The organism is Enterobacter cloacae complex sp. 2022EL-00788 (genome assembly GCF_026627565.1).
In the GTDB taxonomy this organism is placed as follows: Bacteria; Pseudomonadota; Gammaproteobacteria; order Enterobacterales; family Enterobacteriaceae; genus Enterobacter; species Enterobacter pasteurii.
In genome coordinates this window covers 96,795-122,791 of record NZ_JAPNMC010000011.1, presented here as the reverse complement: position 1 = coordinate 122,791, position 25,997 = coordinate 96,795, and the positions used below count along the sequence as shown (strand labels likewise).

25 protein-coding genes and 2 pseudogenes are annotated in these 25,997 nt (G+C 51.9%); 17 read left to right on the top strand and 10 right to left on the bottom strand.

What is annotated here, in order from left to right:
- The first annotated feature begins 27 nt into the window (after positions 1-27).
- Together rssB and galU are read left to right on the top strand one after the other, a co-directional pair.
- On the top strand, positions 28-1,041 hold the full coding sequence (rssB, locus tag OWK27_RS17745) for a two-component system response regulator RssB (RefSeq protein ID WP_193355320.1): 1,014 nt from the start codon (positions 28-30) through the stop codon (positions 1,039-1,041).
- Positions 1,042-1,240: 199 nt separating this feature from the next.
- A complete protein-coding gene (galU, locus tag OWK27_RS17740) occupies positions 1,241-2,146 on the top strand; it encodes a UTP--glucose-1-phosphate uridylyltransferase GalU (protein ID WP_148419630.1) in 906 nt (301 codons plus the stop codon).
- 202 nt (positions 2,147-2,348) lie between these two features.
- Here galU and hns read toward each other — a convergent pair whose 3' ends face one another.
- A complete protein-coding gene (gene hns, locus OWK27_RS17735; RefSeq protein ID WP_003856724.1) occupies positions 2,349-2,762 on the bottom strand; it encodes a histone-like nucleoid-structuring protein H-NS in 414 nt (137 codons plus the stop codon).
- Between the two features lie 551 nt (positions 2,763-3,313).
- Here hns and tdk point away from each other — a divergent pair.
- Positions 3,314-3,928, top strand: a complete 615-nt coding sequence (gene tdk / locus OWK27_RS17730; protein ID WP_267590892.1) for a thymidine kinase — start codon at positions 3,314-3,316, stop codon at positions 3,926-3,928.
- A 65-nt stretch (positions 3,929-3,993) separates the two neighbouring features.
- On the opposite strand, the gene adhE is transcribed toward tdk, so the two are convergent.
- Positions 3,994-6,672, bottom strand: coding sequence for a bifunctional acetaldehyde-CoA/alcohol dehydrogenase (gene adhE / locus OWK27_RS17725; protein ID WP_148419632.1), 2,679 nt, complete (start codon positions 6,670-6,672; stop codon positions 3,994-3,996).
- Positions 6,673-7,152: 480 nt separating this feature from the next.
- Between adhE and OWK27_RS17720 the strand changes: the two genes are divergently transcribed.
- The 7 genes from OWK27_RS17720 to OWK27_RS17690 all read left to right on the top strand — a co-directional run bounded on the left by OWK27_RS17720 (position 7,153) and on the right by OWK27_RS17690 (position 15,032).
- The gene (locus OWK27_RS17720) at positions 7,153-7,800 is read left to right on the top strand and encodes a YchE family NAAT transporter (protein WP_063452247.1); all 648 of its coding nucleotides are present in this window, start codon (positions 7,153-7,155) and stop codon (positions 7,798-7,800) included.
- Between the two features lie 768 nt (positions 7,801-8,568).
- Positions 8,569-10,200 (top strand): oligopeptide ABC transporter substrate-binding protein OppA, encoded by a 1,632-nt coding sequence (gene oppA / locus OWK27_RS17715; RefSeq protein ID WP_148419634.1) that lies wholly within the window; start codon positions 8,569-8,571, stop codon positions 10,198-10,200.
- 82 nt (positions 10,201-10,282) lie between these two features.
- Positions 10,283-11,203 (top strand): oligopeptide ABC transporter permease OppB, encoded by a 921-nt coding sequence (gene oppB / locus OWK27_RS17710; RefSeq protein ID WP_148419635.1) that lies wholly within the window; start codon positions 10,283-10,285, stop codon positions 11,201-11,203.
- Positions 11,204-11,215: 12 nt separating this feature from the next.
- Positions 11,216-12,124, top strand: coding sequence for an oligopeptide ABC transporter permease OppC (gene oppC, locus OWK27_RS17705; RefSeq protein ID WP_267590891.1), 909 nt, complete (start codon positions 11,216-11,218; stop codon positions 12,122-12,124).
- A gap of 11 nt (positions 12,125-12,135) precedes the next feature.
- Positions 12,136-13,149 (top strand): ABC transporter ATP-binding protein, encoded by a 1,014-nt coding sequence (locus OWK27_RS17700; RefSeq protein ID WP_148419637.1) that lies wholly within the window; start codon positions 12,136-12,138, stop codon positions 13,147-13,149.
- Entirely contained in the window at positions 13,146-14,150 is a 1,005-nt protein-coding gene (oppF, locus tag OWK27_RS17695; protein ID WP_148419638.1) for a murein tripeptide/oligopeptide ABC transporter ATP-binding protein OppF, read from the top strand. The genes OWK27_RS17700 and oppF overlap by 4 nt, the downstream gene beginning before the upstream one ends.
- Positions 14,151-14,195: 45 nt before the next feature.
- Positions 14,196-15,032: an ion transporter gene (locus OWK27_RS17690; RefSeq protein WP_242172534.1), complete on the top strand. Its 837-nt coding sequence runs from the start codon at positions 14,196-14,198 to the stop codon at positions 15,030-15,032.
- Between the two features lie 29 nt (positions 15,033-15,061).
- On the opposite strand, the gene OWK27_RS17685 is transcribed toward OWK27_RS17690, so the two are convergent.
- Together OWK27_RS17685 and cls are read right to left on the bottom strand one after the other, a co-directional pair.
- Positions 15,062-15,391: an HI1450 family dsDNA-mimic protein gene (locus OWK27_RS17685; protein ID WP_006810881.1), complete on the bottom strand. Its 330-nt coding sequence runs from the start codon at positions 15,389-15,391 to the stop codon at positions 15,062-15,064.
- Between the two features lie 33 nt (positions 15,392-15,424).
- Positions 15,425-16,885: a cardiolipin synthase gene (cls, locus tag OWK27_RS17680; protein ID WP_148419640.1), complete on the bottom strand. Its 1,461-nt coding sequence runs from the start codon at positions 16,883-16,885 to the stop codon at positions 15,425-15,427.
- 143 nt (positions 16,886-17,028) lie between these two features.
- On the opposite strand from cls, the gene OWK27_RS17675 reads away from it, so the two are divergent.
- The 4 genes from OWK27_RS17675 (at position 17,029) to leuE (ending at position 18,571) form a co-directional block, all read left to right on the top strand.
- Positions 17,029-17,202: a YciY family protein gene (locus OWK27_RS17675; RefSeq protein WP_017384232.1), complete on the top strand. Its 174-nt coding sequence runs from the start codon at positions 17,029-17,031 to the stop codon at positions 17,200-17,202.
- 117 nt (positions 17,203-17,319) lie between these two features.
- Positions 17,320-17,448 carry a KPN_01571 family protein gene (locus OWK27_RS24385; RefSeq protein ID WP_209007145.1) on the top strand — a complete coding sequence of 43 codons (129 nt, stop codon included), beginning with the start codon at positions 17,320-17,322 and terminating at the stop codon, positions 17,446-17,448.
- An 11-nt stretch (positions 17,449-17,459) separates the two neighbouring features.
- Positions 17,460-17,870, top strand: a complete 411-nt coding sequence (locus tag OWK27_RS17670; RefSeq protein WP_267590890.1) for an Exc2 family lipoprotein — start codon at positions 17,460-17,462, stop codon at positions 17,868-17,870.
- A 65-nt stretch (positions 17,871-17,935) separates the two neighbouring features.
- The gene (gene leuE / locus OWK27_RS17665) at positions 17,936-18,571 is read left to right on the top strand and encodes a leucine efflux protein LeuE (protein ID WP_176610146.1); all 636 of its coding nucleotides are present in this window, start codon (positions 17,936-17,938) and stop codon (positions 18,569-18,571) included.
- A gap of 78 nt (positions 18,572-18,649) precedes the next feature.
- Here leuE and OWK27_RS17660 read toward each other — a convergent pair.
- Positions 18,650-18,863, bottom strand: a pseudogene (locus tag OWK27_RS17660) (IS4 family transposase); the annotation flags it as partial.
- A 34-nt stretch (positions 18,864-18,897) separates the two neighbouring features.
- Positions 18,898-19,641, bottom strand: coding sequence for a glycosyltransferase family 25 protein (locus OWK27_RS17655; RefSeq protein ID WP_176610147.1), 744 nt, complete (start codon positions 19,639-19,641; stop codon positions 18,898-18,900).
- Positions 19,642-19,929: 288 nt separating this feature from the next.
- Here OWK27_RS17655 and OWK27_RS17650 point away from each other — a divergent pair.
- Together OWK27_RS17650 and OWK27_RS17645 are read left to right on the top strand one after the other, a co-directional pair.
- Positions 19,930-20,110, top strand: a pseudogene (locus OWK27_RS17650) (phage late control D family protein); the annotation flags it as partial.
- Between the two features lie 193 nt (positions 20,111-20,303).
- Entirely contained in the window at positions 20,304-21,266 is a 963-nt protein-coding gene (locus tag OWK27_RS17645; RefSeq protein ID WP_267590889.1) for a bifunctional helix-turn-helix transcriptional regulator/GNAT family N-acetyltransferase, read from the top strand.
- A gap of 27 nt (positions 21,267-21,293) precedes the next feature.
- Here the strand turns inward: OWK27_RS17645 and OWK27_RS17640 are convergent, their stop codons facing one another.
- A complete protein-coding gene (locus tag OWK27_RS17640) occupies positions 21,294-21,590 on the bottom strand; it encodes a YciI family protein (protein ID WP_148419645.1) in 297 nt (98 codons plus the stop codon).
- A 221-nt stretch (positions 21,591-21,811) separates the two neighbouring features.
- Here OWK27_RS17640 and tonB point away from each other — a divergent pair, with 221 nt between their 5' ends.
- On the top strand, positions 21,812-22,540 hold the full coding sequence (gene tonB / locus OWK27_RS17635) for a TonB system transport protein TonB (RefSeq protein ID WP_267590906.1): 729 nt from the start codon (positions 21,812-21,814) through the stop codon (positions 22,538-22,540).
- A gap of 46 nt (positions 22,541-22,586) precedes the next feature.
- On the opposite strand, the gene yciA is transcribed toward tonB, so the two are convergent.
- The 3 genes from yciA to OWK27_RS17620 all read right to left on the bottom strand — a co-directional run bounded on the left by yciA (position 22,587) and on the right by OWK27_RS17620 (position 25,987).
- Positions 22,587-22,982: an acyl-CoA thioester hydrolase YciA gene (gene yciA / locus OWK27_RS17630; protein WP_148419647.1), complete on the bottom strand. Its 396-nt coding sequence runs from the start codon at positions 22,980-22,982 to the stop codon at positions 22,587-22,589.
- A 99-nt stretch (positions 22,983-23,081) separates the two neighbouring features.
- Positions 23,082-25,268: a TonB-dependent siderophore receptor gene (locus OWK27_RS17625; protein ID WP_267590888.1), complete on the bottom strand. Its 2,187-nt coding sequence runs from the start codon at positions 25,266-25,268 to the stop codon at positions 23,082-23,084.
- Positions 25,269-25,447: 179 nt separating this feature from the next.
- Complete coding sequence (locus tag OWK27_RS17620; protein WP_148419649.1) at positions 25,448-25,987, bottom strand: septation protein A; 540 nt, start codon at positions 25,985-25,987, stop codon at positions 25,448-25,450.
- Positions 25,988-25,997: the final 10 nt, after the last annotated feature.

The window sequence follows — 25,997 nt, the reverse complement described above, 5'->3', positions numbered from 1 at the left end:
GAGTAACTGTCAGCCAGGGGAGGAACCATGACACAGCCATTGGCCGGAAAACACATTTTGATAGTTGAAGACGAGCCCGTTTTCCGATCGCTACTGGATTCGTGGTTATCCTCACTGGGTGCAACCACGTCCCTTGCCGAAGATGGCGTCGAGGCGCTGGAAAAAATGGCCAGCATTACGCCTGACCTGATGATCTGTGATATCGAGATGCCTCGCATGAACGGCCTGATGCTGGTGGAGAACCTGCGTAACGAAGGGGATCAGACCCCCATTCTGGTTATCTCCGCCACCGAGAATATGTCGGATATCGCCAAAGCGCTGCGTCTGGGGGTGCAGGATATCCTGCTCAAGCCCGTCAAGGATTTAAACCGTCTGCGTGAAACGGTGCTCGCGTGCCTGTACCCTAATATGTTTAATTCCCGGGTTGAGGAAGAAGAACGTTTATTCCAGGACTGGGATGCGTTAGTCAGTAATCCCCTCGCGGCCGCAAAGTTGCTTCAGGAACTTCAGCCGCCCGTGCAGCAAAATATTTCTCATTGCAGGGTAAATTATCGCCAGCTGGTAGCGGCTGACCAGCCGGGACTGGTGCTGGATATTGCTCCTTTATCAGATTCCGATCTCGCCTTTTATTGTCTGGACGTCACTCGGGCGGGAGATAACGGCGTTTTGGCTGCCTTATTGCTGCGCGCGCTGTTTAATGGTTTGTTACAGGAACAATTATCCCATCAGGGGCAACGGCTTCCTGAGCTAGGCAGTTTACTCAAACAGGTTAACCAGCTTTTCCGTCAGGCGAATTTACCGGGTCAGTTCCCGCTTCTGGTTGGCTATTATCACAGCGGGTTGAATAACCTTATTCTGGTATCGGCAGGGTTAAATGCCACGCTGAATACCGGAGAACATCATATTCAGGTGAGTAACGGCGTACCCTTGGGGACGCTGGGAAATACTTACCTTAATCAAATTAGTCATCGCTGCACCTCATGGCAGTGCCAAATTTGGGGTGCGGGTGGACGGTTACGCTTAATGTTGTCCACGGAGTAAGCAATCGGATTTTATTTTTCAGATTGCTTTACCTGTGTTTTTGCCGGCGGTGCTACTATCGCTGCAAGTTTCATGCGTATTTGTCTTAATTGATCGGCAACGCGTCCTTTTCAGACCCGTATTAGTGGCTGAGACTGTATACTCAACGCGTTATTCAATGCATAAAAGTTCAAAACTTGAACAATTCAGGAGAATTTCAATGGCTGCCCTAAATTCGAAAGTCAGAAAGGCCGTTATCCCGGTGGCGGGATTGGGTACCAGGATGTTGCCAGCGACGAAGGCAATCCCAAAAGAGATGCTGCCTCTGGTTGATAAGCCATTAATCCAGTATGTCGTGAATGAGTGTATTGCTGCAGGTATCACCGAAATTGTTCTGGTGACGCATTCATCTAAAAACTCTATCGAAAACCATTTCGATACCAGTTTCGAACTTGAAGCGATGCTGGAAAAACGCGTTAAGCGTCAGCTGCTGGAAGAAGTTCAGTCTATTTGCCCTCCACACGTGACCATTATGCAGGTTCGCCAGGGCCTGGCGAAAGGTCTGGGCCATGCGGTACTGTGCGCGCATCCGGTAGTGGGTGATGAGCCCGTTGCGGTAATCCTGCCAGACGTCATTCTGGACGAATACGAATCCGATCTTTCCCAGGAAAACCTGGCAGAGATGATCAAACGCTTCGACGAAACCGGCAGCAGCCAGATCATGGTTGAGCCAGTCGACGACGTTACCGCTTACGGCGTGGTTGACTGCAAGGGCGTAAACCTGCAACCGGGCGAAAGCGTACCGATGGTTGGCGTTGTAGAAAAACCTAAGGCTGACGTTGCGCCGTCTAACCTCGCTGTCGTAGGCCGCTATGTGCTCAGCGCAGAGATTTGGGCGCTGCTGGCGAAAACCCCTCCGGGTGCTGGTGATGAAATCCAGCTGACGGATGCCATTGATATGCTGATCGAGAAAGAGACCGTAGAAGCCTACCATATGAAAGGTAAGAGCCATGACTGCGGGAATAAACTCGGTTATATGCAGGCGTTCGTTGAATATGGCATTCGCCACAACAGCCTGGGTGAAGAATTTAAAGCCTGGCTCAAAGGTAGCGTGGGTATTAAGTAATAATCCTCCAGCCTGCTAAACAAGACCGGTGCGGCGATGCTCACCGGTTTTTTTATGCCTGCCGTGCGGTATTTGTCACCGTGATTGTCAAGGACGTTAAATAGTGCGCATCGCAATATGACAGAGTGTAAGGAGATGTACGGGAAAATATGGCAGGCATAAAAAATCCCGCTCAGGGCGGGATTTTCAGAATCTTTCCAGATTAATCCTTGATAAGGAAGTCATCCAGTTGTTTGCCTTGCTCGTCCATTGCTTTCTTGATAACAGCAGGAGTACGGCCCTGGCCGGTCCAGGTTTTCTCTTCGCCGTTCTCATCAATGTAGCTATATTTAGCAGGGCGTGCAGCGCGTTTTGCTTTGGTGCCGGTTTTCGCTGCTGCCATGCTGTTCAGCAATTCATTTGGATCGATACCGTCAGCAATCAGCATTTCGCGATACTGTTGCAGTTTACGCGTACGTTCTTCGATTTCAGCAGCGGCTGCGCTTTCTTCTTCACGACGTTCGTTAACTACAACTTCTAATTTTTCCAGCATTTCTTCAAGCGTCTCAAGGGTACATTCTCTTGCCTGCGCACGAAGAGTACGGATGTTGTTCAGAATTTTAAGTGCTTCGCTCATTGTAGTAATCTCAAACTTATAATGGGGGTGGGTTTGTTGTCCTAATAATAGAGCGTTAATTTGACTTGTGCAATAGGCCGGAATGTAAGGAATTCAAAAAATACAAAATAAACGACGCTATTATTAATTACGCTATCTTAAATTTCATTGCTTGTCTGACCTGTCAGATATCGATGCAAACGGCAAAAACTCGTCATTTGCATGTTTGTTTTGTGACTTTTCCCGCAGGAATTATAGTTGCGGTTGATAAATATCAGCCTTTTGTATTACTCCGGGAAAGCGCAGCCAGAACGAAAATAGTTAATAAATAGTGAATTTTAAAGCACGAACAATCCAGTATAAAAAGAAGTGTTATCACTTACGTTGCGCTTGTCATATTGTCATTGCTATATGCCTTTACTGCCTGTTTTAACGCATTATTTTACGCAGAATGCTGAGGGATTAACCGCTGCTCAAAGGCCCCGAACGTGCGGTCTGGCGCAGATGCAGGTACGAAATATGGTACAATGAATCATCGGGAATATTACACATTGATTAGGATTTTTCGGCCAATGGCACAACTTTATTTCTACTATTCGGCAATGAACGCAGGGAAATCGACGGCGTTACTGCAATCCTCATACAATTATCAGGAACGTGGCATGCGTACCGTTGTGTACACCGCTGAAATCGACGATCGCTTCGGTGCCGGGAAAGTGAGTTCACGAATAGGGCTATCGTCGCCTGCAAGGCTGTTTAACCCTGAAACGGATCTGCTTGAGGATATTCGTACCGAGCATGCCGCTAAGCCTGTACACTGCGTGCTGGTCGATGAGAGCCAGTTTTTGACCCGAGAGCAGGTCCATGCGCTTTCAGACGTTGTGGATGAACTGGATATTCCCGTGCTGTGCTACGGATTACGTACCGATTTTCGTGGGGAGTTATTTGCCGGAAGTCAGTATCTGCTCGCCTGGTCAGATAAGCTGGTTGAGCTGAAAACAATTTGTTTCTGCGGTCGTAAGGCCAGCATGGTGCTTCGCCTTGACCAGTCGGGCAAACCCTACGCTGATGGCGAGCAGGTGGTGATAGGGGGCAATGAGCGCTATGTCTCGGTGTGCCGCAAGCATTATAAAGAGGCGCTGGTTGTCGGCTCGCTGACGGCGCTACAGGGCGAAAGCCGGAAATAACAGAGCTGCTGTTATTCAGATATAAAAAAACCCGCCGCTGGCGGGTTTTTTTGTCACGCTGTCAATTACGCGTTTTTCTTCGCTTTCTTGTCAGCTTTTACTAATGGAAGTTCCACTTTCACAGCAGCAACATCGCTTTCAGTGAATTCACGGCCGTAGTAGGTATCCAGCAGGATCTGTTTCAGCTCGGAAATCAGCGGGTAGCGTGGGTTAGCACCGGTACACTGGTCATCGAACGCATCTTCAGACAGCTTGTCTACGTGTGCGAGGAAGTCAGCTTCCTGAACACCTGCTTCACGGATAGACTTAGGAATACCCAGCTCCGCCTTCAGGCTTTCCAGCCACGCCAGCAGCTTCTCAATCTTCGCAGCAGTACGGTCGCCCGGTGCGCTCAGACCCAGGTGGTCAGCGATTTCAGCGTAACGACGACGAGCCTGTGGGCGGTCGTACTGGCTGAATGCAGTCTGTTTGGTTGGGTTGTCGTTGGCGTTATAACGGATAACGTTGCTGATCAACAGGGCGTTCGCCAGACCGTGTGGAATGTGGAACTGTGAACCCAGTTTGTGAGCCATAGAGTGGCAAACACCGAGGAAGGCGTTAGCAAACGCGATACCCGCGATGGTTGCTGCACTGTGTACACGCTCACGTGCAACAGGGTTTTTCGAACCTTCGTTATAGGATGCCGGCAGGTTTTCTTTCAGCAGCTTCAGCGCCTGCAGAGCCTGACCGTCAGAGAACTCAGAGGCCAGTACGGAAACGTAAGCTTCCAGAGCGTGAGTCACAGCATCCAGACCACCGAACGCACACAGTGATTTTGGCATTTCCATAACCAGGTTGGCATCGACGATAGCCATATCTGGCGTCAGCGCGTAGTCAGCCAGCGGATATTTCTGACCCGTTGCGTCATCAGTCACAACCGCAAACGGCGTTACTTCTGAACCGGTACCGGAAGTGGTGGTGACGGCGATCATTTTCGCTTTCACGCCCATTTTCGGGAACTTGTAGATACGTTTACGGATATCCATAAAGCGCAGCGCCAGTTCTTCGAAGTGCGTTTCAGGATGCTCGTACATGACCCACATAATTTTCGCGGCGTCCATTGGGGAACCGCCACCCAGTGCGATAATCACATCTGGTTTGAAGGAGTTTGCCAGTTCGGCACCTTTACGTACAACGCTCAGGGTTGGGTCAGCTTCAACTTCAAAGAAGACTTCAGTTTCGACGCCAGCCGCTTTCAGAACAGAGGTGATCTGGTCTGCGTAGCCGTTGTTGAACAGGAAACGGTCAGTCACGATGAGCGCACGTTTGTGGCCATCAGTAATCACTTCATCCAGCGCGATTGGCAGGGAGCCACGGCGGAAGTAGATAGATTTCGGAAGTTTGTGCCACAACATGTTTTCAGCTCGCTTAGCAACGGTTTTCTTGTTGATCAGGTGTTTTGGACCAACGTTTTCAGAGATGGAGTTACCACCCCAGGAACCACAACCCAGAGTCAGGGAAGGTGCGAGTTTGAAGTTGTACAGGTCACCGATACCACCCTGAGAAGCAGGGGTGTTGATCAGGATACGCGCCGTTTTCATCTTCTGACCGAAGTGAGCAACGCGTTCTGGCTGGTTATCCTGGTCAGTGTACAGGCAGGAGGTGTGACCGATACCGCCCATGGCAACCAGTTTCTCTGCCTTCTCTACCGCGTCATCGAAATCTTTCGCACGGTACATTGCCAGAGTAGGGGACAGTTTTTCGTGAGCAAACGGCTCGCTTTCATCGACAACCTTAACTTCACCGATCAGAATCTTGGTGGTAGCAGGAACAGTAAAGCCGGCGAGTTCAGCGATTTTATAAGCTGGCTGACCAACGATGGCGGCGTTCAGCGCGCCATTTTTCAGAATCACGTCCTGAACGGCTTTCAGCTCTTTACCCTGCAGCAGGTAGCCGCCGTGGCTGGCGAAACGTTCACGAACGGCGTCGTACACAGAATCAACGACGACGACAGACTGTTCAGACGCACAGATAACGCCGTTATCGAAGGTTTTGGACATCAAAACAGAGGCAACAGCACGCTTAATATCAGCCGTTTCGTCGATAACAACAGGTGTGTTACCCGCGCCTACGCCGATTGCCGGTTTACCGGAGCTGTATGCTGCTTTAACCATACCAGGACCACCGGTCGCCAGAATCAGGTTAATGTCTGGGTGATGCATAAGGGCGTTGGACAGCTCAACGGAAGGTTGGTCGATCCAGCCGATTAAATCTTTTGGTGCGCCCGCAGCAATGGCAGCCTGCAGGACGATATCTGCTGCTTTGTTAGTGGCGTCTTTAGCACGTGGATGCGGGGAGAAGATGATTGCGTTACGGGTCTTCAGGCTGATCAGAGATTTGAAGATTGCGGTAGAGGTTGGGTTAGTGGTTGGAACGATACCGCAAATGATGCCGATCGGTTCTGCAATAGTGATGGTGCCGAAAGTATCGTCTTCTGACAGCACGCCGCAGGTTTTCTCATCTTTATAGGCGTTGTAGATATACTCTGAAGCAAAGTGGTTTTTAATCACTTTATCTTCAACGATACCCATACCGGATTCGGCAACGGCCATTTTAGCGAGAGGAATTCGAGCATCTGCAGCAGCCAGAGCGGCCGCGCGGAAGATTTTATCAACCTGTTCTTGGGTGAAATTGGCATATTCACGCTGGGCTTTTTTTACGCGCTCGACGAGGGCGTTCAGTTCAGCGATATTGGTAACAGCCATAATGCTCTCCTGATAATGTTTAAACTCTTTTAGTAAACCAGCGCTCGATACGTCAGACAGTATAGTCAGAGCCGATTCCACTTGCGTAACACACAGTAAAACAAAGGATTACTCTCTGCTCCAGCTCACTAATTTACTAAAAGAGCCTTACCTTAGCATCATACCTTTTTGATAGGTGATCTCCCTGGCGGCGTAATCAAGATTACTCACTTCTGAGTACGAAAATTATGATCTGGGTCAATTTTCCACTAAGCTGATACCTTTCAGCAGGGTTAATTTGTGCTAATTATTCCACTGTTAAAAAATTAAGTAACTATTGGAAGTGCCGCTATCATTGATTATACAAACGTTTAACATCATGAATTGATAACGTTTAGGCACAGATTTCTGGTGAAGTATGCGGCTAAAAAGCGTATCTTCAGCGCGGATTTATCATGACACGCTATCTCTTCCAGGCCATGCTCATTTGCGGAGCTTAATGTGATTCAAACGCTCTTTGATTTCCCTACATATTTTAAGTTTTTTATCGGCTTGTTTGCTCTGGTCAACCCGGTCGGGATCATCCCTGTCTTTATCAGTATGACCAGCTATCAAACGGCAGCCGCAAGAAATAAAACCAACCTGACGGCAAACCTGTCGGTGGCGATCATCTTGCTGACCTCCCTTTATCTTGGTGACGCCATTCTGCAGGTGTTCGGGATCTCGATTGATTCGTTCCGTATTGCGGGTGGGATCCTCGTGGTGACCATTGCGATGTCGATGATCAGCGGCAAGCTGGGGGAGGATAAGCAGAACAAGCAGGAAAAATCAGAGACGGCGATCCGCGAAAGCATTGGCGTGGTACCGCTGGCCTTACCGCTCATGGCAGGACCGGGTGCGATCAGCTCAACCATTGTGTGGGGTACGCGCTACCACAGCCTGATGCATCTGATTGGTTTTTCCGTTGCCATTGCTCTGTTCGCGCTCTGCTGCTGGGGCGTGTTCCGCATGGCGCCATGGCTGGTTCGCCTGCTGGGACAAACGGGCATCAACGTCATTACCCGTATCATGGGGCTGCTGTTAATGGCATTGGGCATTGAATTTATCGTCACCGGTATAAAAAGCATATTCCCCGGATTATTACACTGACCTTCATTTGAAACGACGGAGCCGATGGCTCCGTTTTTTTTACGTGATTATCAGCAAATCATATAAATAAAGTTGAAATGCGCTCCCGTCATAATAAGTTCTGCTAATAACTCTGTTTTGTTATTTTTCAAGAGGTTGTTAATTTCACCCTTGCCATCCTGCACATAAATCCTTCGAACCCTTTGTTATTTTACTCACATGATACTCTGGGGCTTGCTGACGGATAACCGAAATGATATTAGTAAATTCTGCGATGGCTCAGACGAATGTGCTAAATAATAACCATTTGTTAAATTTTCGTGAAAAAATTGAGCGGTCAGGCAATGTCATCGCGGTTACGAGCACTTTTTCTGTAATGGCATAATAAACAAGCATTTTTAGCATTTTCTTCATGGTTGGCGTCTGTCATCAACGAGTGTTCAGGCGCTATAAAAGAGAAATGCTTAACAAATTTGCAAAATGTATTGGCGAGTGGTGGCACCATTTGGTACTTTCCGGCCTTATATTTTGCTGAATTAAACAAGTTGATGAGAATTATTTTCAGATAGCTCTCGCCAATGAAATCCACGCTCTCTCTGACAGGGGGGAGGGTTAAAGAATCGACGCAAGGCCGCCGTACGAGCGGTCAGTAATAATGAAGTCGGTGATAGCACGAAGTAAAAAAAGAACCTGACAGCAGCAAAAAAAACTCCTGCGCTGTACAGGCCCCAACAGGGGATTACACAACTGGCGAAGGCCGGTCATTATAATGAGTGGAGTATCAACACAATGTCCATCATCACAAAAAAAAGTCTGGTAGCGGCGGGGATTTTAACTGCGCTAATCGCGGGTAATGCTGCAATGGCCGCGGACGTTCCTGCGGGTGTTCAACTGGCCGAGAAGCAAACGCTGGTCCGTAACAACGGCGCGGAAGTACAGTCTCTCGATCCGCACAAAATTGAAGGGGTGCCAGAATCTAACGTTAACCGTGACCTGTTCGAAGGTCTGCTGGTGACTGACGTGGACGGCCATCCGGCGCCGGGTGTGGCGGAAAAGTGGGACAACAAAGATTTTAAAGTCTGGACCTTCCACCTGCGTAAAGATGCCAAATGGTCCGACGGCACGCCGGTAACCGCCGAAGATTTCGTGTATAGCTGGCAGCGCCTGGCGGATCCCAATACCGCCTCTCCGTATGCGAGCTACCTGCAGTATGGTCATATTGCCAATATCGATGACATCATCACGGGTAAAAAGCCGGTTACCGATCTGGGCGTAAAAGCCATCGATGCCAACACCTTTGAAGTCACGTTGAGCGAACCTGTTCCGTACTTCTATAAGCTGCTGGTACACCCGTCCGTCTCTCCCGTGCCAAAATCCGCTGTTGAAAAATTCGGTGAAAAATGGACCCAGCCTGCGAATATCGTGACCAACGGTGCGTACAAGCTGAAAAGCTGGGTAGTAAACGAACGTATGGTGCTGGAGCGTAACCCGCAGTACTGGGACAACGCGAAGACCGTTATTAATCAGGTAACCTACCTGCCAATTGCTTCAGAAGTAACGGACGTTAACCGCTACCGCAGCGGTGAAATCGACATGACCTACAACAACATGCCGATTGAACTGTTCCAGAAGCTAAAAAAAGAGATCCCGAAAGAAGTTCACGTCGATCCGTATCTGTGCACCTATTACTACGAAATCAACAACCAGAAAGCACCGTTTACCGACGTTCGCGTACGTACCGCACTGAAGCTGGCGCTGGATCGCGATATCATCGTCCACAAAGTGAAGAATCAGGGCGACCTGCCTGCCTACAGTTATACCCCGCCTTACACCGACGGAATGAAGCTGGTTGAGCCTGAGTGGTTCAAGTGGTCTCAGGAAAAACGTAACGAAGAAGCGAAAAAACTGCTGGCCGAAGCCGGGTATACCGCCGATAAGCCGCTGACGTTTAGCCTGCTGTACAACACGTCCGATCTGCATAAAAAGCTGGCTATCGCCGTCGCGTCAATCTGGAAGAAGAACCTGGGCGTAAACGTGAAGCTGGAAAACCAGGAGTGGAAGACCTTCCTCGATACGCGCCATCAGGGAACGTTCGACGTGGCACGTGCAGGCTGGTGTGCGGACTATAACGAACCAACCTCCTTCCTGAACACCATGCTCAGCGACAGCTCGAACAACACTGCACACTATAAGAGCCCGGCGTTTGATAAGCTGATTGGTGAAACGCTGAAGGTAGCAGATGACGCTCAGCGCGCCGATCTGTACGCTAAATCTGAGCAACAGCTCGATAAAGACTCTGCGATCGTTCCGGTGTACTACTACGTCAACGCCCGTCTGGTGAAGCCGTGGGTAGGGGGTTATACCGGTAAAGACCCGTTGGATAATATTTCCGTTAAGAATCTTTATATTATCAAGCATTAATGGCAATACGTGGGGCGAGCCAGCTTGCCCCACTGTGTCTACTTTGTAACATTCATCAGGCACACGCCAGAAGGTACGGGCAATGTTGAAATTTATCTTGCGTCGCTGTCTTGAAGCGATCCCAACGTTATTTATTCTAATTACTATTTCATTCTTCATGATGCGCCTTGCGCCGGGCAGTCCATTTACCGGCGAACGTACGCTTCCGCCAGAAGTCATGGCCAATATCGAAGCGAAATACCATTTAAACGATCCCATTACCACGCAGTACTTCAACTATCTGAAGCAGCTTGCTCACGGTGATTTTGGACCGTCATTCAAATATAAAGACTATTCCGTTAACGACCTGGTCGCGTCGAGCTTCCCGGTATCGGCTAAATTAGGTGCTGCTGCATTTATCCTGGCCGTGGTTCTCGGCGTCACTGCGGGCGTTATCGCCGCGCTAAAACAAAATACCCGATGGGATTACGCCGTGATGGGGGTCGCAATGACCGGAGTGGTTATCCCCAGCTTCGTTGTCGCGCCGTTGCTGGTCATGATATTTGCCATCACGCTGCAGTGGCTGCCCGGGGGCGGCTGGAACGGCGGGGCGCTGAAGTTCATGATACTGCCGATGGTGGCGTTATCTCTGGCGTACATCGCCAGCATCGCCCGTATCACCCGTGGATCGATGATTGAAGTCCTGCACTCTAACTTCATCCGTACCGCCCGCGCGAAGGGGCTGCCGATGCGCCGGATTATTTTGCGTCATGCGCTCAAGCCAGCGCTGCTGCCGGTGCTCTCCTATATGGGGCCTGCTTTCGTCGGCATCATTACGGGTTCCATGGTCATTGAAACCATTTATGGTCTGCCGGGCATTGGGCAGCTGTTTGTTAACGGGGCGCTTAACCGTGACTATTCGCTGGTGCTGAGCCTCACGATCCTCGTGGGTGCGCTGACCATTCTGTTTAATGCCGTTGTCGATGTGCTGTATGCCGTTATCGACCCGAAAATCCGTTACTAACTGGAGCACGCCATGATGTTGAGTAAGAAAAACAGCGAGGCGCTGGAAAACTTCAGTGAAAAGCTGGAGGTCGAAGGGCGCAGCCTCTGGCAGGACGCGCGCCGTCGCTTTATGCATAACCGTGCCGCCGTTGCCAGCCTGGTTGTGCTGGTGCTTATCGCGCTGTTCGTTACCCTGGCACCGATACTGTCGCAGTTTACCTATTTCGATACGGACTGGGGCATGATGTCCAGCGCGCCGGATATGGAGTCCGGGCACTATTTCGGTACCGACTCTTCCGGCCGTGATTTGCTGGTGCGCGTGGCGATCGGCGGCCGTATCTCGCTGATGGTCGGTATTGCCGCGGCGCTGGTGGCGGTTCTGGTCGGTACGCTTTACGGCTCGCTTTCCGGTTATCTCGGCGGCAAAGTGGACTCCGTAATGATGCGTTTGCTTGAGATCCTTAACTCCTTCCCGTTTATGTTCTTCGTCATTCTGCTGGTGACCTTTTTTGGTCAGAACATCCTGCTGATCTTTGTGGCAATCGGGATGGTCTCCTGGCTGGACATGGCGCGTATCGTGCGTGGCCAGACGCTGAGCCTCAAACGCAAGGAGTTTATTGAGGCCGCGCAGGTTGGGGGTGTCTCTACCGCCAATATCGTGGTGCGTCATATCGTTCCTAACGTGCTGGGCGTGGTGGTGGTATACGCCTCCCTGCTGGTACCGAGCATGATCCTGTTTGAATCTTTCCTGAGCTTCCTGGGATTAGGTACGCAAGAGCCGCTGAGCAGCTGGGGCGCTCTGTTAAGCGATGGCGCAAACTCCATGGAAGTGTCGCCGTGGCTACTGCTGTATCCGGCGGGCTTCCTGGTAGTCACCCTGTTCTGTTTCAACTTTATCGGCGATGGCCTGCGTGATGCCCTCGACCCGAAAGACCGTTAAGGAGCGCCGCCATGACCATTATTGAAACGGCAACCGCGCCTCAGGCGCAGCAGCGGACCAGCGCACTGCTGGACGTAAAAGATCTCCGCGTGACCTTTAAAACCCCGGACGGGGACGTTACCGCCGTAAACGATCTCAACTTCGACCTGCGTGCGGGTGAAACGCTGGGTATCGTGGGGGAGTCCGGCTCCGGAAAATCCCAAACCGCCTTCGCGCTGATGGGCCTGCTGGCGTCTAACGGCGTGATTGGCGGTTCGGCGACATTTAACGGCAGAGAGATCCTGAATTTGCCGGAACATGAGCTGAACAAACTGCGCGCCGAGCAGATCTCAATGATTTTCCAGGATCCGATGACGTCGCTGAACCCGTACATGCGTGTGGGGGAACAGCTGATGGAAGTGCTGATGCTGCACAAGGGCCTGGGCAAAGCCGAAGCGTTTGAAGAGTCGGTCAAAATGCTGGATGCGGTGAAAATGCCGGAAGCGCGCAAGCGCATGCGCATGTATCCGCACGAGTTCTCCGGCGGGATGCGTCAGCGCGTTATGATCGCAATGGCGCTGCTTTGCAGGCCAAAGCTGCTGATTGCCGACGAACCGACCACGGCGCTGGACGTGACCGTACAGGCGCAGATCATGACGCTCCTGAACGAGCTTAAGCGCGAGTTCAACACCGCGATTATCATGATTACCCACGATCTGGGGGTTGTCGCCGGGATTTGTGACAAAGTCCTGGTCATGTATGCCGGCCGCACGATGGAATACGGTAACGCACGTGACGTGTTTTATCAGCCAGCCCATCCGTACTCCATTGGCCTGCTGAATGCCGTACCGCGCCTTGATGCGGAAGGGGAGTCGCTGCTGACGATCCCCGGTAACCCGCCAAACCTGCTGCGTCTGCCGAAAGGCTGTCCGTTCCAGCCGCGCTGTCCGCACGCGATGGAAATCTGCAACAGCGCACCGCCGCTGGAGGCGTTTGCCCCGGGCCGTCTGCGCGCCTGCTTTAAGCCGCAGGAGGAGCTGGTATGAACGCCATTGATGAAAAAAGAAATGTACTGCTCGAAATCGCTGACCTGAAGGTTCATTTCGATATCAAAGACGGCAAGCAGTGGTTCTGGCAGCCGGCTAAAACCCTGAAAGCGGTGGATGGCGTTACGCTGCGCCTGTACGAAGGGGAGACCCTGGGCGTGGTGGGCGAATCCGGCTGCGGCAAATCGACGTTTGCGCGGGCGATTATCGGCCTGGTAAAAGCCACCGACGGTAAAGTGGCCTGGCTTGGCAAAGATCTGCTGGGAATGAAGCCGGATGAATGGCGCGACGTGCGCAGCGATATCCAGATGATATTCCAGGATCCGCTGGCATCGCTCAACCCGCGCATGACCATTGGTGAAATCATTGCCGAGCCGCTGCGCACCTATCATCCAAAGATGCCGCGCCAGGAAGTGCGCGACCGCGTGAAGGCGATGATGCTGAAGGTGGGTCTGCTGCCTAACCTCATCAACCGCTATCCGCACGAGTTTTCCGGCGGCCAGTGTCAGCGTATCGGTATTGCGCGTGCGCTGATCCTCGAGCCAAAGCTGATCATCTGCGATGAGCCGGTTTCGGCGCTGGACGTATCTATCCAGGCGCAGGTGGTTAACCTGTTGCAGAAACTCCAGAGGGAGATGGGGCTGTCGCTGATTTTCATCGCTCATGACCTGGCGGTGGTAAAACACATTTCCGATCGCGTGCTGGTGATGTATCTGGGTCACGCCGTGGAGCTGGGCACCTACGACGAGGTGTATCACAACCCGCTGCACCCCTACACCAAAGCGCTGATGTCCGCGGTACCCGTACCGGACCCCGATCTGGAGAAAAATAAAACCATTCAGCTGCTGGAAGGCGAACTGCCTTCGCCGATTAACCCGCCTTCGGGCTGCGTATTCCGTACGCGGTGCCCATTAGCCGGGCCGGAATGCGCGAAGACGCGGCCGGTGCTGGAGGGCAGTTTCCGACACGCGGTTTCCTGCCTGAAAGTAGACCCGCTATAATCGCAAGGGCTGACAAGATGTCAGCCCTTATTTTTCGAGGTTATTGTGTCGCGATTATTCACGTCGGCCCGCCAGCGGCTGTATCATTTTTTATTCGATCCTGAAACGGTTTCCGGTCGACGCGTCGAGGGACTGTGCGGCTTATTTGCGCTGATTAGCGTCATCATCATCTTTATTGAATCCGGCGCCGGAACGCAGTACCACATGACGTTTGAGGAGTGGCATGTCTTCGTCTGGCTGGAACTGATCGTTACGCTGGTCTTTAGCGTCGAATATATACTGAGGGTCATCAGCTGGCCGAATCCGGCTAAATACGTTTTCAGCTTCTGGGGAATTATTGATTTAGCCACCATTCTGCCGCTGTACGTCATGTGGCTGTGGCCTGAAATTAGCCTGAACTATGTCTTTGCCTGGCGCGCAATGCGGGCGATTCGCGTATTACGTATTCTGAAGCTGCTGCGCTTTATGCCGTCGCTGCGGGTTTTTTGGGTCGCCATTGTCAGCGCCCGCCACCAGCTTATTCTCTTCTATTCGTTTATTGCTATCGTGATGATCGTTTTTGGATCCCTGATGTATTTAATCGAAGGGCCAAAATACGGCTTTACCACCCTTAATGCGTCGGTTTACTGGGCCATCGTGACGGTGACGACGGTAGGCTATGGGGATATTACGCCGCATACGCCGCTCGGACGTATTGTGGCCTCTGTCCTGATTCTGATCGGTTATTCCGTGATAGCGATCCCGACGGGGCTAATTACTACCCACATGAGCAGCGCGTTTCAGAGCAGCAAACGGCAACGCAAATGTTCGAATTGTCAGCAGGGGAATCATGAACCCGACGCGCGGTTTTGTCACCGCTGCGGAAAGGCATTACCGGAGTAAATAAAAAAGGCTGCCGTCGCAGCCTTTATTTATTCGCGCCAGAGAATGTGGCACAGCTTGTGGTCTTTCTCGCGGCACAGCAGCACGCGCGCGAAGATGTCGTTAATTTCGCCACCGTCTTCATCTGCCAGTCCAATCACAACCTCGGCGAAGAAGTCCGGGTTGAGGTCAAAATCAACGTGTTCGGCCCAGTCTTCAGACGGATCGAACAGCTCGGCGCCGCCACGCTCTTCAAACTGAAGGTTGAAAAGAATGACGTCCGCAGGGTCGAGGTTATCAACCGCCAGTTCGAGAAAAATATCGTAAGCCTGCTCGAGCGTTTCGTCTTCGGTCAGGCGATTGTTCAGATCCATTTCCATGATGACTACCTGTTTAACATCGTTGGGCACGTTTTACAGCAACGGACTAAAGAAGTAAAACAGTCGTTCGGCAATTCGCTGCCAGAGCGGACGTTTGGCCCACAGCCTGGCGTCCAGCAGGCGGGAGCGGGAGATATAATCGTCCTGAACCGCCGCCAGATCGCCGCCGAATCCAACGTCGTCAATCACCAGCGTAATTTCAAAATTCAGCCACAGGCTACGCATGTCGAGGTTGACGGTGCCCACCAGGCTCAGCTCGCCGTCCACCAGCACGCTCTTGGTGTGTAACAGCCCGCCTTCGAACTGGTAAATTTTCACCCCGGCGGCCAGCAGCTCGCTGAAGAACGCGCGGCTTGCCCATCCGACCAGCAGCGAGTCATTTTTGCGCGGCAGAATAATGCTCACGTCCACCCCGCGCTGCGCCGCCGTGCAGATGGCATGCAAAAGATCGTCGCTGGGTACGAAGTAGGGCGTGGTCATGATCAGATACTCACGCGCTGAGTAAGCGGCGGTCAGCAGCGCCTGATGGATGAGATCTTCCGGAAAGCCGGGGCCGGAGGCAATGGTATGAATGGTGTGGCCGCTGGCTTCTTCAAACGGCATGATATTGCCATCCGGCGGCGGCGGAAGAATACGTTTACCGGTTTCAATTTCCCAGTCGCAGGAATAGACGATACCCATAGAGGTCGCCACCGGGCCTTCCATACGCGCCATCAAATCGATCCATTGCCCCACGCCGGAATCCTGCTTGAAGAAGCGGGGATCGACCATGTTCATGCTGCCGGTGTAGGCAATATAGTTATCGATCAGGACCATTTTACGGTGCTGGCGGAGATCCATGCGGCGCAGGAAGACGCGGAAAAGATTTACCTTCAGCGCCTCGACCACTTCGATGCCCGCATTGCGCATCATACCGGCCCACGGGCTGCGGAAAAAGGCGACGCTGCCGGCGGAATCCAGCATCAGGCGGCAGTGGATACCGCGGCGTGCGGCGGCCATCAGCGATTCGGCTACCTGATCCGCCATTCCGCCGGGCTGCCAGATATAAAACACCATCTCGATATTATGCCGGGCGAGCTGAATGTCGCGGATCAGTGCCTGCATCACATCATCGGAGGTGGTCATAAGCTGCAGCTGATTGCCCTTTACGCCGCCAATGCCCTGGCGGCGTTCGCACAGTTTGAACAGGGACGCGGCCACGCTGCTGTTCTCTTCGGCGAAGATATGCTTGCAGGCTTTGAGATCGGCCAGCCATTTTGCCGTGGAGGGCCACATGGCGCGGGCGCGTTCGGCGCGGCGTTTCCCAAGATGAAGTTCACCGAAAGAGAGATAGGCGATAATGCCCACCAGCGGTAGAATATAGATAATCAGAAGCCAGGCCATGGCTGAAGGTACCGCTCTGCGTTTCATCAGAATGCGCAGCGTCACCCCGGCAATTAACAGCCAGTATCCTAAAATGACCAGCCAACTCACCACGGTGTAGAAGGTTGTCATAAATAAAAAATCCTTTTGAAAGCGTATTGTTATGAGTTTACGCATCAGGAATCATCTGGCAAATAAAAACGGCAGATAAAAGCGCTGGTTTGCCGACAGCTTAGGCTTATAATGACGTTTCTGTTAGAGAAAGAGTTGTAGACATGAAGCGCAGTAGAACTGAAGTAGGGCGCTGGCGCATGTTGCGACAGGTGAGTCGTCGTAAGGCTCGTTGGCTGGAAGCACAATCCCGCCGCAATATGCGTATCCACGCCATCAGAAAATGTGGACTGAACAGACACCGTAACGCGCTGCTGTTCGCGGTCCAGGACATCTGAAAAGCATGAGGGGCACCGTTAAGGTGCCCGTTAAACCTCCGGACTATCATTTTTCGCAGTCTCTCCTCTCCGGTTTCAGCGATATACTACGCCCCCCTAACGTCATGAAATAAAAAGATGAATCCATATCTCTGGGTTTTTATTGTGCTTTTGGCGCTGGATGCGCTCAGGGAAGATTTAGGGTTATCGTCATTCTCCTCGCTGACAGATTATGTTTATGCCTGGGGAGTAAGCTGGCTTTATTAAAAGGAAAAAGGATGAACGGAAAAGCGATAGCAGCGGTCCTCGGGATTGCGATATTAAGCGGATGTACCAGCAGTAAACCTTCCCCTGATCGGCACGCGTTTTATTTTGTCTCGCATCAGTCCAGCTTCACCGGCGGCAATTACGCCTCTGACGTGCAGAAGAACTATCGCCTTAACGTGGCGCAGTTCCGCGAGCTTTACGCGCGCGGCAGGGCCGACCGCACGGAAGGCCGGACGCAGGAAGAGGCGCATCGATACGCCCAAAGCATTCGCGACCAGCTGAAGGAAAATGCGAAGTCGCAGGAGTCCTTTGCAGGCAATGCGAAGGATAAGTGGACGTCGGCAATGGATGAAAAGGATGCTGCTTTATTTGGCAACGAACTGGCAGCGACTTATCTTGACGGCTATAACGGCGTACAATAGCGCCCTGATTTGGGGATATCGTTATTGGCGGTAATCCCGCAGTTGTAGTGCAAAAGGAGTGAGACGTGTTTGCGGAGTTTGGTGTACTGAATTTCTGGACCTATGTAGTCGGCGCATTTTTTATCGTGCTGGTTCCAGGACCGAACACCTTGTTTGTGCTTAAAACAGGGATTGGCCACGGCGTTAAAAAAGGATATCTGGCCGCTACCGGCGTATTTATTGGTGATGCTGTACTCATGTTTCTGGCCTGGGCGGGGGTCGCCGCGTTAATCCAGACCACGCCGGTGTTATTTAATATCGTCCGCTATCTGGGCGCGTTTTACCTTCTGTGGCTCGGCGGCAAAATGCTCTGGTCTGTTATTAACCGTCAGAATAACGCGCACGATAATAGCGCCGAACCGGCAAGCGCGATCCTCAAGCGTTCGCTGGTGCTGAGCCTGACGAACCCGAAGGCCATTCTTTTTTACGTGTCGTTCTTCGTTCAGTTCATTGATGTGAACGCGACGAATACCGGCACGTCGTTCCTGATCCTCGCCACAACCCTTGAGCTGATCAGCTTCATGTACATGAGCTTCCTGATTTTCTCAGGGGCGTTTGTTACGCGTTACCTGAAAACGAAAAAGAAACTCGCCAGGCTGGGCAACGGTCTGATAGGGCTGCTGTTCGTCGGGTTCGCGGCGCGGCTGGCGTCTCTGCACTGAATGAAAAAAGGCTTCTGAGGGAGTAATGCCAGTCAGTTAAGCAGCTGACTGGCCCTTTTTCGGGGCTGTGGGGTATCTTCAGGGCCTTTCCTTTATCACTCTCGGGAAGGCCCTTTCCCAATTTTACCAGCAGCCCCATGCTTTCAAGATCACGCATCAGCTTCGGGATACCCCCTGGTGAAGCGCCCTGAAGAGTCATCAACATTCGCATTACCATTCCGCATGACTCTGAGAAGCTCAGCTGGTTTGGCCAGTATCCCTTCAGTTGTTCCGCCATGCGTCTGGCCTGAAAAGCCTTAAAAAAAGCCCCGTTTTGGGGGCATATTTCAAATAACCTGATGACTGATTTTTTTTAGAATTAAATTAGCCAATCTCTTTCTTTGATATCCTTTCTCTTTTTTTCTTAGGGTGGCCAGGAATCTCAGCCGCTCATGCTCAATTTTGCAGCGCTCAGCTTCAAGGGTTGATTCTTTCTTATCCTGGTCATAGCTATCGATGACTCCTTCCGGGAGACACCATATTTTAATATTGCAGTAATCTCGGAATGCAACCCAGCGGTCTACTTCATATTTAATTGGGTAGTTAAAATCGAGCAAGGCTTTTGCCGTTTCAAGGCTGAGAATGTATGCAGGTGACTGGCTTGCCCGCGCCATTCTGTGGAACGTGACATTCTCAGTCAGTTTCTTCTTGATTAACGGAGTGATAGCCTCAGGCGTATTGAGCAGGTAAATTTCACGGCTGCGCGGCTGAAGTGCGTTTTCTACAGTACTAATAACTTCTTTTGCAGACTCAGTGATTGTAATGTCATCCTCAAGCACCAGGGCATAAGGGATGCTGTCTGCTACCATTCTGGTATATATATACAGATGGCTCAATGTACAGCCAATCACGCCTTTTGTTAGTCTGGCCTGTGAAGGGTTATGAGCCAGAAGGTGCGTTGCTTCATCCTGCAGTTCACGGCCGTTAACAGCCTCAATGATTTCATAGTCGAAACCATTGGCTTTGCATTGTGCATCAATATTGTTTCTTTTTTTTATTTCAGTTTTAAGGTTGATAACGAAGGTTTTCATCGTGCTCCCTTGTAAAACAACATTCCGTTTTATTGAATAGTAATTTGCTGAGTGTACTGATGAAAAATCAGTAAATATATCTGTGAATTATAAAAGTCATACAAACGATAGGCATAGTAACTGTAATGATAAGGCTGCTCAACCCAAAACTGACAACGTGCCCCGCAGAAGGCTTGCTGTGTAATCTGCAGAAGAGCTGAGTCGAATAGTTCCTAACTCCTGAAAGCAAGAAAATAGACGCTCCACTTCACCACGGAGTTTTACGGAGGAGCGACTATCAACACGGCGTCGAGGTCATTGAATAAAGGGATTTTTACGGTCGATGAAATCGAGCGCCGGGGCGCCCTGATACGGTCACCATCCGGGGGGCAGCGCTGATTTTCGCGGGTCGCTAAACTCCTGCCGGGAACAGTCATGGCACGATACCACGCTCGGCGTTATTGTTGAGACCATCGCTGCGCGCAACCAATAGTTGTTAGAAGCCCGCAAAGGCTGGGCTTCAAGTATTGTTGTGGTCAACATGTAAATACTATATGAAACAAACCCTTTTGGTTCATTGTGTTAAAGCGTTAAAAAAAAGCTTCTGAGGGAGCCTTTTTTGATCCTGTTGACAACGTGCCGTTATTTTGTTGTATAGTACAACTAAATAACGGAGAACAACAATGCACATCGAAACCCCCATAGTCAGTGACATCCGCAGCGCCTCACGTCTGATGGTGCGAGAGCTTGGATTTATGGCCTCGACGCTGGCCTCAACGAATTATTCCCCTTCCGCCGTCCATACTCTGGTCGAAATTGGGTTGCGTAAAGAGATGACGGCCGGACAGTTAGTCCAGCTGCTGGGGCTGGAAAAATCAAGCGTCAGCCGAATGCTGGCTCGTCTGATAGCCGCTGGCGAACTGGAGGAGTTCGCATCACCGGAAGACGCCAGGGCAAAATGTCTCCGGCTTACCGCAAAAGGGCATGCGACCGTCCAGCAAATCAACGCTTACGGTAGCGAGCGGGTGATTTCAGCAATACGGTCGCTGACTCCCGATCAACAGCAGGCCATTGCCCGGGGGTTATCGCTTTATGCCGGTGCGCTGCTGTCGTGCCGCAAAAATCCTGCGGATAAATTCTCAGATGAGCTGGAGATTGTTGAGGGCTATCTGCCCGGTATGATAGGGCGCATCGCGGAGATGCACGGGACTTTCTACGCCCGCGAACACCAGTTCGGCAGCTTTTTTGAAGCCAAAGTCGCTTCGGGGCTGGCAGAGTTCAGCGGACGTCTTACTAATCCCCGTAACCGAATCTGGCTGGCGCTCATTCAGGGCAGGATTGTTGGCTCCGTAGCCATTGATGGTGAAGATCTTGAGCAGGGAGAAGCCCATCTGCGATGGTTTATTCTTGACGATGGATGCCGTGGACATGGGGCGGGCAAAAGGCTGCTGACGGAAGCGATGAATTTTTGCGACAGTATGGGTTTCTCCGCGGTACACCTCTGGACGTTTAATAAGCTTACGGCCGCCAGACGTCTCTACGAATCCTTTGGCTTTCAGCTTGCCAGTGAGTGGGAGGGCGAGCAGTGGGGAAGCCTGATTACCGAACAGCAGTTTACCCGCCTTAACGGATCTTTACCGGAATGAAAAAAGGCTCCTGCTGGAGCCTTTCTTTCAGAACACTTTCTTATACGGGCGAACCGTGACGTTCTCATACACGCCGGCCGCGACGTACGGGTCTGCTTCTGCCCATGCCTGCGCGGCTTCGAGAGACTCAAACTCGGCAATCACCGTTGAGCCGGTAAAACCCGCTGCACCAGGATCGTTGCTGTCGACGGCAGGCATCGGGCCCGCGGTCAGTAACCGGCCTTCATCCTGCAACAGCTGTAAGCGCGCCAGATGGGCAGGGCGAACGGAAAGACGTTTTTCCAGAGAATCAGATACATCTTCAGCGTAAATCACGTAAAGCACGGCAAAGCTCCTTAACCGGTAAAAGTGTCATTTACGTTATGTGAAAGCACAAATGTCTGCAATGCAAAGATAATAACAATGTTAAAACCCTGATCTGGATGCCCCTTTTTTGTCCTCTTGTACGCTTAAATTGCGCCAGGACAAAGTGTCTTATTGAATATGATTGCTATTTGCATTTAAAATCGGAGTTCGGTTTTTTAACGTTGATGATTATGACTTCGATGACCCTTGATTTACCTCGCCGCTTTCCATGGCCGACGCTGCTTTCCGTCGTTATTCACGGTGCTGTCGTGGCGGGTCTGCTCTATACCTCGGTTCATCAGGTTATTGAAATGCCGGCCCCTGCGCAGCCAATTTCGGTGACCATGGTCTCGCCTGCGGATCTTGAACCGCCACAGGTTGCGCCTCCGCCGCCACAGCTAGTTGCTGAGCCGGAGCCAGAGCCTGAGCCCGTTCCGGAGCCGCCGAAAGAAGCGCCGGTGGTCATCCATAAGCCAGAGCCAAAACCGAAGCCAAAGCCAAAACCGAAACCGAAACCGGTCAAAAAGGTGGAGGAACGCCCTAAACGTGAAGTGCGTCCGGTAGAGCCGCGCGCCACGCAGCCGGTTGAAAATACCGCACCTTCGCGTCCGCTGATGAATAACACCGCGACCGCGGCCAAACCAGCGGTAACAGCGCCTGCGGGGCCGCGCGCGCTGAGCCGTAACCAGCCGCAGTATCCGGCTCGCGCTCAGGCATTACGTATTGAAGGGCGAGTACGGGTGAAATTTGACGTTACGGCAGACGGGCGCGTGGATAACGTGCAGATCCTGTCCGCGCAGCCATCCAATATGTTTGAACGTGAAGTTAAATCGGCCATGCGCAAGTGGCGCTATGAAGCCGGTAAGCCAGGCAACGGGCTGATTGTGAACATTGTCTTCCGCCTGAACGGCGGGGCCCAAATGGAATAACAGCAATAAAAAAAGCCTCGAGTGAGGCTTTTTTTGCGTCTGAGGATCAGTTCTGGGGTAGCGGACGGGGTTTTCCGTCGTTATCCACCGCCACATAGATAAACAGCGCTTCAGTCGCCTTGTAGCGCTGGCCAATCGGTTCAGAAGAGACTTTCTTCACCCATACCTCAATGTTGACAGAGATGGACGTGTTGCCGCGCTTAACGCAGCGCGCGTAGCAGCAAACGACGTCGCCCACCGCTACGGGCCGCAGGAAGGTCATTCCGTCAACCCGGACTGTTACCACCCGCCCGTGAGCAATCTCTTTTGCAAGGATTGCACCGCCCATATCCATTTGCGACATCAACCAGCCGCCAAAAATATCGCCATTGGCATTCGTATCCGCAGGCATTGCCAGTGTGCGTAAAACCAGTTCGCCCTGAGGGGCGCTATTTGTTGTCATTGTTTTTTAACTCATAACTGAAGACTTCAGGCGGGATGCTACTATGATTTCTGGCTGGAGAGAATAAGGGATAGCGCCCGCAGAGCAGGCGCCTGAGGGTCAGAAGGACATGGTTACGCCAGCGTAATACGCGCGGCCCGGTTCGTTATAGGTGGACGCACCCTCATTTTCACGATAAATCTGCTTATCAAAGAGGTTACTGATTCCGGCATTAAGGCGCAGGTTTTTTGTCAGCTGATAATTTCCGCCGATCCCTACGATGGAATACGCGCCGATCTCCCGGTCTGACATTACGCCTTCCTCTTTACGGATTTCCGCATTTTCCCGGGGTTTTTGGCGGCCGTACATGGTCCAGGTGACGTTCGCCGAGAGTTTGCTGTTTACTTCCCAGTCGAGCATGGTGTTGACCGTATATTCAGGAATAATCGACAGCGGGTTGCCGGTATCTTTGCTTTCAGACTGAATCATATACGTGGCGTTGGTGCGCCAGGTGAGCGTGTCGCGGATCACCGGCACGGTAAGGTTACCTTCCAGCCCCTCAACGACGGCCTTACCACCATTCTCCCACTGAAGGATGTTCACACCGCTGCTGGTCTGCCCCAGCACGTCCGTTCCCGAGACGATCTTGTTTTTATAATCGTTTCGGAACCAGGTAATGCCGGCTTCGTAGCCTTCCAGCGCGAAGGCGAGGCCGATTTCCTTGTTCACGCTGATTTCAGGATCCAAATCCGGATTGCCCAGCAGGTAGCAGCTTCCTTCGGAAACGTTATTCGGGCAGCCATTACCGCGGGTGGAAAGCAGATAGCCCTCGCTGGACTGATAGAGGTTTGGCGCTTTAAATACCCGTGCGATGCCCGCTTTGACCTTAAAAATGTCGCCGAGATCCTGAGAGAGGTTGAGGCTTGGGCTCCAGTTACTGCCGAACTGATTGTGGTAATCAAAACGGATGCCGGGGATCAGGCTGGTGCCCGGACGCGCTTCAATATTGTCCTCAAGATAGATACCGGTCAGGTCGGCGCTGTTTTTGCTGTTACGCTCGGAGGCCGTACCGGAAACGCCGTTAATCACCTCTCCCGACACGTTAGTCGCCTGCATTGACGCCGGGTCGTTCAGTTCATCACGGTTCCACTCTGCGCCAACGGTCAGGGTCTGATCGACCAGCCAGAAGAAGGGAATATTCAGCTCACCGGTGGAGCGGTATGACTCGAGACGGCTGGTGTCGTATTTATCGCTATTGATCATCCCCTCCACTTTACCCGTGGAGCCTTCGCCCAGGCGGGTATTATTGGTCTTCTCGTAATAGACACCGAATTTTGACTGGCCCCAGTCCCAGATGCCGTTATGGGTAATACCGTATGACTGACGGTACATGCGGTTAGTTTCGTGCCCATAAAGGGACGATACCAGCCCGTTGGGGCTGACGTTGCCGTTGCTGTACTGCGTATCCCCAGCGTAAATATTGCCCTGGCGGCTGTAGCTGTAATCGAAATCGATTATCTGCTGCGGCGTGAGCTTCCAGGAGAGCAGGGCATTAATGTCTTTATTACGTACGCCTTCGCGTCCGGCGGCCCAGGAGCCATTTTGTGCGGTATTGATGTCCTGCGCATCCGCGTCGGTTTTGTTGATATTCCCGTACAGACGCATCGTCAACGCGTCGCCCGCGAGCGGGCCGCTCAGGTCAAAGTTAGCGCGTTTGGTCGCCCCCTCTTTATCATTTTCAGGCTGGTTGGTGAACAGGGAGAGCGAGCCGTGCCAGTCGTTGGTTGGGCGTTTGGTAATGATGTTGACGACGCCACCGGCGGCCCCCGAACCGTAGCGGGCAGCAGCAGGACCGCGAAGCACTTCAATGCGCTCGACCATCTCTGGCGGAACCCAGTTAGTGTCACCGCGGGTGTCGCGCTCGCCGCGCCAGCTGTAGCGCACCGAGTTGCGGGAAGTTACCGGAACACCGTCAATCAGGATCAGGGTGTTCTCTGGCCCCATGCCGCGAATGTCGATCTGGCGATTGTTGCCGCGGCTGCCCGTAGCGCTGTTTCCGGTGAGATTAACCCCGGGCATTTTGCGAATAATTTCCGAAAGATCGTTAACCGGTGGATCCTTTTCAATGTCTTTTGCGGTGATGACAGAAACCCCCGGCTGCTGCTTGAGTGCTTCCTCTGCGGTGGCCTGAACCACCATGGTTTCACCATCGGCGAGGAGATCGTCTGCTGCGTGCGCGCTCTGGCTGAGTGCGGAAAGCATGGCCAGCGTCAGTGACGCGGGGGCAAATCTTATTGTTTTATTCATCAACTCATTTCCATTTGTTAAAAATGCGATGACGAATATTAATGATAGTGATTCTCATTACAATGAAGGGAGAGCAATCTCCACAAAATCTTCATGATTCGGACATTTTTGCAGAAAGCGTGATGAGAAGAGGGAAGGAAAAGAGAGGGGCCAGACCGCGAGGCGATCTGGCCATCTGATTACTGCTTATCGTCCTGCGGCATGTGGCGGTAGATATAAACCCCGCTCAGCAGAGTGAAGATCAGCGTCAGGGCCGTAAGCCCGAAGACTTTAAAGTTGACCCAGATATTTTGCGGCAGCCAGAAAGCGATGTAGATGTTGGCCAGGCCACAGAGAATAAAGAACAGCGCCCAGGCGATGTTCAGACGAGACCACACCTCCTGCGGTAGCGTCAGCTCTTTGCCCAGCATGCGCTGAATCAGGGGTTTTTTCATTACCCACTGGCTGATGAGCAGTGCGCCAGCAAAAAGCCCGTAAATCACCGTCACCTTCCATTTGATAAATTCATCGTTATGGAAGAACAGCGTCAGGCCACCAAACACCGCCACCATCAGGAAGGTGATGAGCGCCATCTTTTCAACTTTGCGATAGCGTACCCAGCTGTAAATCAGCACTACAGCCGTTGCTACAATCAGGGCCAGCGTCCCGGCGTAAATGTCGTAGAGCTTATAAAACGCGAAAAAAACGATCAGCGGTAAAAAATCTAGAAACTGCTTCATTCTGCGATCC